General features: G+C 68.1%; 4 protein-coding genes. 2 read left to right on the top strand and 2 right to left on the bottom strand.

The window, feature by feature from the left end:
- Both ACRDU5_RS03265 and ACRDU5_RS03260 read right to left on the bottom strand, forming a co-directional pair.
- On the bottom strand, positions 1-567 hold a 567-nt coding region (locus ACRDU5_RS03265; RefSeq protein WP_526612786.1), incomplete at its 3' end, for a DNA methyltransferase.
- Complete coding sequence (locus tag ACRDU5_RS03260; protein WP_526612784.1) at positions 560-1,552, bottom strand: hypothetical protein; 993 nt, start codon at positions 1,550-1,552, stop codon at positions 560-562. The genes ACRDU5_RS03260 and ACRDU5_RS03265, both read right to left, overlap by 8 nt.
- A gap of 607 nt (positions 1,553-2,159) precedes the next feature.
- On the opposite strand from ACRDU5_RS03260, the gene ACRDU5_RS03255 reads away from it, so the two are divergent.
- Both ACRDU5_RS03255 and ACRDU5_RS03250 read left to right on the top strand, forming a co-directional pair.
- Positions 2,160-3,437, top strand: coding sequence for an ISAs1 family transposase (locus ACRDU5_RS03255; protein ID WP_526612783.1), 1,278 nt, complete (start codon positions 2,160-2,162; stop codon positions 3,435-3,437).
- A gap of 25 nt (positions 3,438-3,462) precedes the next feature.
- A complete protein-coding gene (locus tag ACRDU5_RS03250) occupies positions 3,463-4,062 on the top strand; it encodes a hypothetical protein (RefSeq protein ID WP_526612782.1) in 600 nt (199 codons plus the stop codon).
- Positions 4,063-4,074 lie beyond the last annotated feature (12 nt).

Raw genomic sequence — 4,074 nt, 5'->3', positions numbered from 1 at the left:
GCGCAGCAGCGGCTCGCAGTAGGTGAGCGTCGCGGCGAGTTCGGCGAGGGCGGAGTCGGGGTCGCGGTCCGGACTCGGTGCGCGGTCTTTCGGGTCGTCGGGTGCGGTGCGCAGGGCGGTCAGGACGAGTCCGACTCGGCCGACCAGTCCGGCGGCGCGGATGGTGGCGAGCACCTTCGGACGGGCGTCGAGGACCGATCCGTCGCGCCAGGCGCCCGCGGTTTTCGTGGCGGTGATGTTGGCGCGAGCGAGTGTCCACCACCGGTTGCGGGCGGTTAGCCCCAGTGCGTGGCGGCCGGCGCGCAGCGCTTCGGTCAGTACAGTGCCGGCCCCGCAGTCAGGGTCGAGAACGAGGTCGCCGGGGTGGGTGTAGGTCGCGATCGCATAGGCGGCGACGGCGGGCGGGATCCGGTCGGTGTCGGCGTCGGTGCCGGGCATGCTGCCGCTGTCGCGCAGCTGCGCCGCGGGGTCGCGCTGGCCGGTCGGCCAGACCGACAGCGGTGGGATTGGTGGCTCCTCCCCCGGCGGTAGGGGGAGTGGCCAGGGCGACGTGGGACGGTCAGTCATCGGAGGTCTCCTCGCCGTCGGTCGGGCCGCTGAGGGCGGGCTGGCGGGTGAACACCAAGAGGTCGTCGTGCACCTGGGTGTGCCGGACGGTGGACGTCGACCGTCCCGACGGGGCTTGGGAACGGTCGCGGGTGGCCGGAGTTGCCGCGGCGAGTGCGCCGTCGCGGACGGGTACGTGTAGCAGCGCGATGCGATCGAGGTAGCGGAGCCCGGCGTGGTGCGCGGTGCGCACGAGCGCGCCGGCCGGGTCGGCGAGCCGACCACTGCTGCGGTCACCATGAGTGATGACGGCGAGGGTGCCGTTCGGGGTGAGCAGACCGGTCCAGTCGGTCGGGCGGAACCAGTCCAGCGTGTGTGGTTCGGCGGCGGTGATGATCAGGTCGTAGCGGTCCGGACCGTGTCCGGTCGCGGTCGGGTCCGGTTCGGCCGCGCGGTCCGTCGACGGTCCGACCGGGCGGTCGGCGGACGGACTTTCTGCGGGCAGTCCGGGTCCGGACTCCGACTCGGCCGGTGCGTCGCCGGGGTATCCGCCGACCGGGTCGGGGTGGGCGACGGCGGTCTGGGTCTGGATGCCGCGGCCGAGTCGGACCACGGTCCAGCCGGCTTCGAGCAGTCCGGCGTACGGGCTGCGCCAGGGCCGGGTGCGGACCGCGGTTGCCGGCCACGACGCGGACGGCGTCAGGTAGGGCGCGGCGTTGAGCAGCAGCACTCGTTGGCCGGGCTGGGTGTAGGTGGTGACGATCTTGATGACCGCAGTCAGCAGCCAGTTGGCGAGCAGGCCGGTGCCCTCACTCAGGTCGTCTTGCGCGCACGGCCAGATGGTGCTCGGCCGGGCCGGACGGGGGTGGCGCAGCGCGAGGCGCAGGGTGCGCAGGCGCGGTGCTCGCCGCATCTGCGGCAGTGGGATCGGGATGGTCGGTGGGTCGGTGGGGCCGTGCTCCTGGGAGTCGTCTCCTGGGGAGTCGTTGCCGTGTGTCGGGGTCATCGTGGGTCTCCTCCGACGGATGGGTGCCGTGTGTTTGGACGCCCCTTAACTCCGTTTTTCGACCCCGTTTTGGACACGCCGCATTGACTTTCTTTGGCGCCGTGGAGGCCCCGCCTGCATGCGACGGAAACTGTTCATCAAATTCCAGTCAAGACCCCAGCAATGGCGCCGCACGGCCGATATCTGGGCAAGTCTCACAAACCGCGTTCTGGACGGACTTCGACCAGATTTTTCAAGATCTTTTCGCGGCAACCTTGTTGATCTTGTGGCGCGCCCAGAACCTAGGGCCCTGGAGGGCCAGCGGATACCAGAACAGTACTAGCGTGCGACTATAAGTCCAGCTCAGCGGCTACTAGTGTTGATCAATGCCTGACGGCCGACGCGTGCCGGTGTCGATCTTGCTGGATGGTATGCGCGAGACGAAATGGTAGCCCGCTAGTAGCCCCTGGAGCGCTTCACTAGTTCACGGCCGTTCCAAGATCATCTGGGGCTGGCGGGTTGAGCGACGGAAGTTAGTGATCTTCGGTGTGTCGCCCGGGGTAGGCGAACGAAGCTCCGGTAGGACGAGTGGTCCTCTCACAGACTTCTCAGTACCACCGGAGCTTCGTTGCTGGTTCATCCTGTCATTGCCGAGTCCTATGCGACAGCGCTCGGTGGTGGCGTGCCGGGTGTCTCGCCTGCCGCTGACGCGTCGGGTGCCGCGCTCACCAGTCCTGAACTGCTGCAACGCTTCGCCGCGGTGTCGGATGGACGTTCGGGGCAGGGTAGGGATCACCCAGTCGCGGTAGTGCTGACCCTGTGCGCGGCGGCGGTCCTGGCCGGGATGCGCTCGTTCACCGCCATCGCCGGGTGGGTCGCCGACGTTCCCGCTGAGTTGCTCGCCCAGATGCACCCTCGCCCCGCCGCAGGCGGGGCGAGGGTCACCTTCCCGTCAAAGACGACCCTGTGGCGGGTGTTGACCGGCGCCGACGCTGCCGCGGTGGACGCCGTGGTGGGCGCCTGGCTCAGCGCAGAGGCAACCGCCCGGCATCGCCGCGCCGCCGATCCCGGTGGGCGTGAAGGCCCAGACCAGACCGGTCAACCGGCGTTCCGCGCGATCGCTGTGGACGGCAAGGCCGTGCGAGGCGCGATCGACGCCGACGGCGACCAGACGCGCCTGCTGGCCGCCGCGACCCACGTCGACTCCCTGGTCTTGGGCCAAGTCGAGGTCGGCGCGAAGAGCAACGAGATCCCCATGTTCGCCCCACTGCTCAAGGGTCTGGCCGCCGCCGGTGTCGACCTGCGCGAGGCGGTCATCACCGCCGACGCACTACACACCCAACGCGGCCACGCCGACTACCTGCACTCGGTCGGCGCCGAGTTCGTGTTCACCGCCAAACAGAATCAGCCGCGGCTCTACGCAGCGCTCGACGCGCTGCCCTGGGCCAGCACCCCCGTCGCCGCCCACGACGTCCAACACGGACACGGCCGAATCACCACCCGCACCATCCAAGTCCTGCCCGCCCCGACTGACTTGCCCTTCCCGCACATCAACCAAGTCTGGCTGATCGAACGCTATGTCACCAACACCACCGGCACACCCGTGTCCGCAGTCGCCGCCCTCGGCGTGACCAGCCTGACCGAACAACACGCCACCCCTGCCGACATCGCCACCCTCGTCCGCCAACACTGGGGCATCGAGTCGCTGCACTGGCTCCGCGACACCGCCTACCGCGAAGACAACTCCACCGCCCGCACCCGATCCGGACCCCGCGTCATGGCCGCACTACGCAACCTCGCCATCGGCGCCATCCACCTACACGGACGACGAGACATCACCGAAACCACCCGCTGGGCAACCCGCGCCATGGACCGTCCATTCAGGATCCTCAAACTCATCAAGTGATCTTGGAACGACCGTGGCCGCCGGGGTGGACTGGAAAGAGATCGACGAACCTGTCGGTCACAACAACAGCCGGTTCAGTGCGTATCACGTCACTGTGACCGGTGTCGATGGTCGCCCGGCGGTGTCGATCTGCTTATACATGGTGCTGCCTGACGGTTACACCACGGAATTGCGGACTGTGGTTGACATGCGCGTCGACTTCACCGCACTGGCCCCCTCTACGGCATCGACTGCTCCCGCGCAGATTCCCGTCGCTCTTCGAGTTACGATGACCGAGTTGATCGAGTTCTTCACACAAGCCTGGCACGTCGCCACGATGGTGGTGCCGCTGGCGGCTTTGGACGACCTGATCCATACGCAGCCTGCTGGAGCCCCGCGGCTGGAGCTTTACATCCAGAGCGAACGTCCGGAAAACGGCGGAACAGATCGGACTGTCAGACCCTTGGACATGGTCGACCTGTCTCGTCTTGGCACTCCCCGCAGTAGCCAGCCCCGAGACCTCTCCGTGGCCGTTACTGCTCCCCTGGGGCTGTCGGGCGAGGACATCGACGAGTGGATCCGCCAGGCGTTGGACAGGATGGCCGCCGATTTCGGGCTGGTCATCCGCCCGCCGAGCGTGACGTAGTCGAGCCCGACT

The organism is Mycobacterium sp. (assembly GCF_050701515.1).
GTDB lineage: Bacteria > Actinomycetota > Actinomycetes > Mycobacteriales > Mycobacteriaceae > Mycobacterium.
This window is presented reverse-complemented; position numbering and strand designations above follow the sequence as displayed.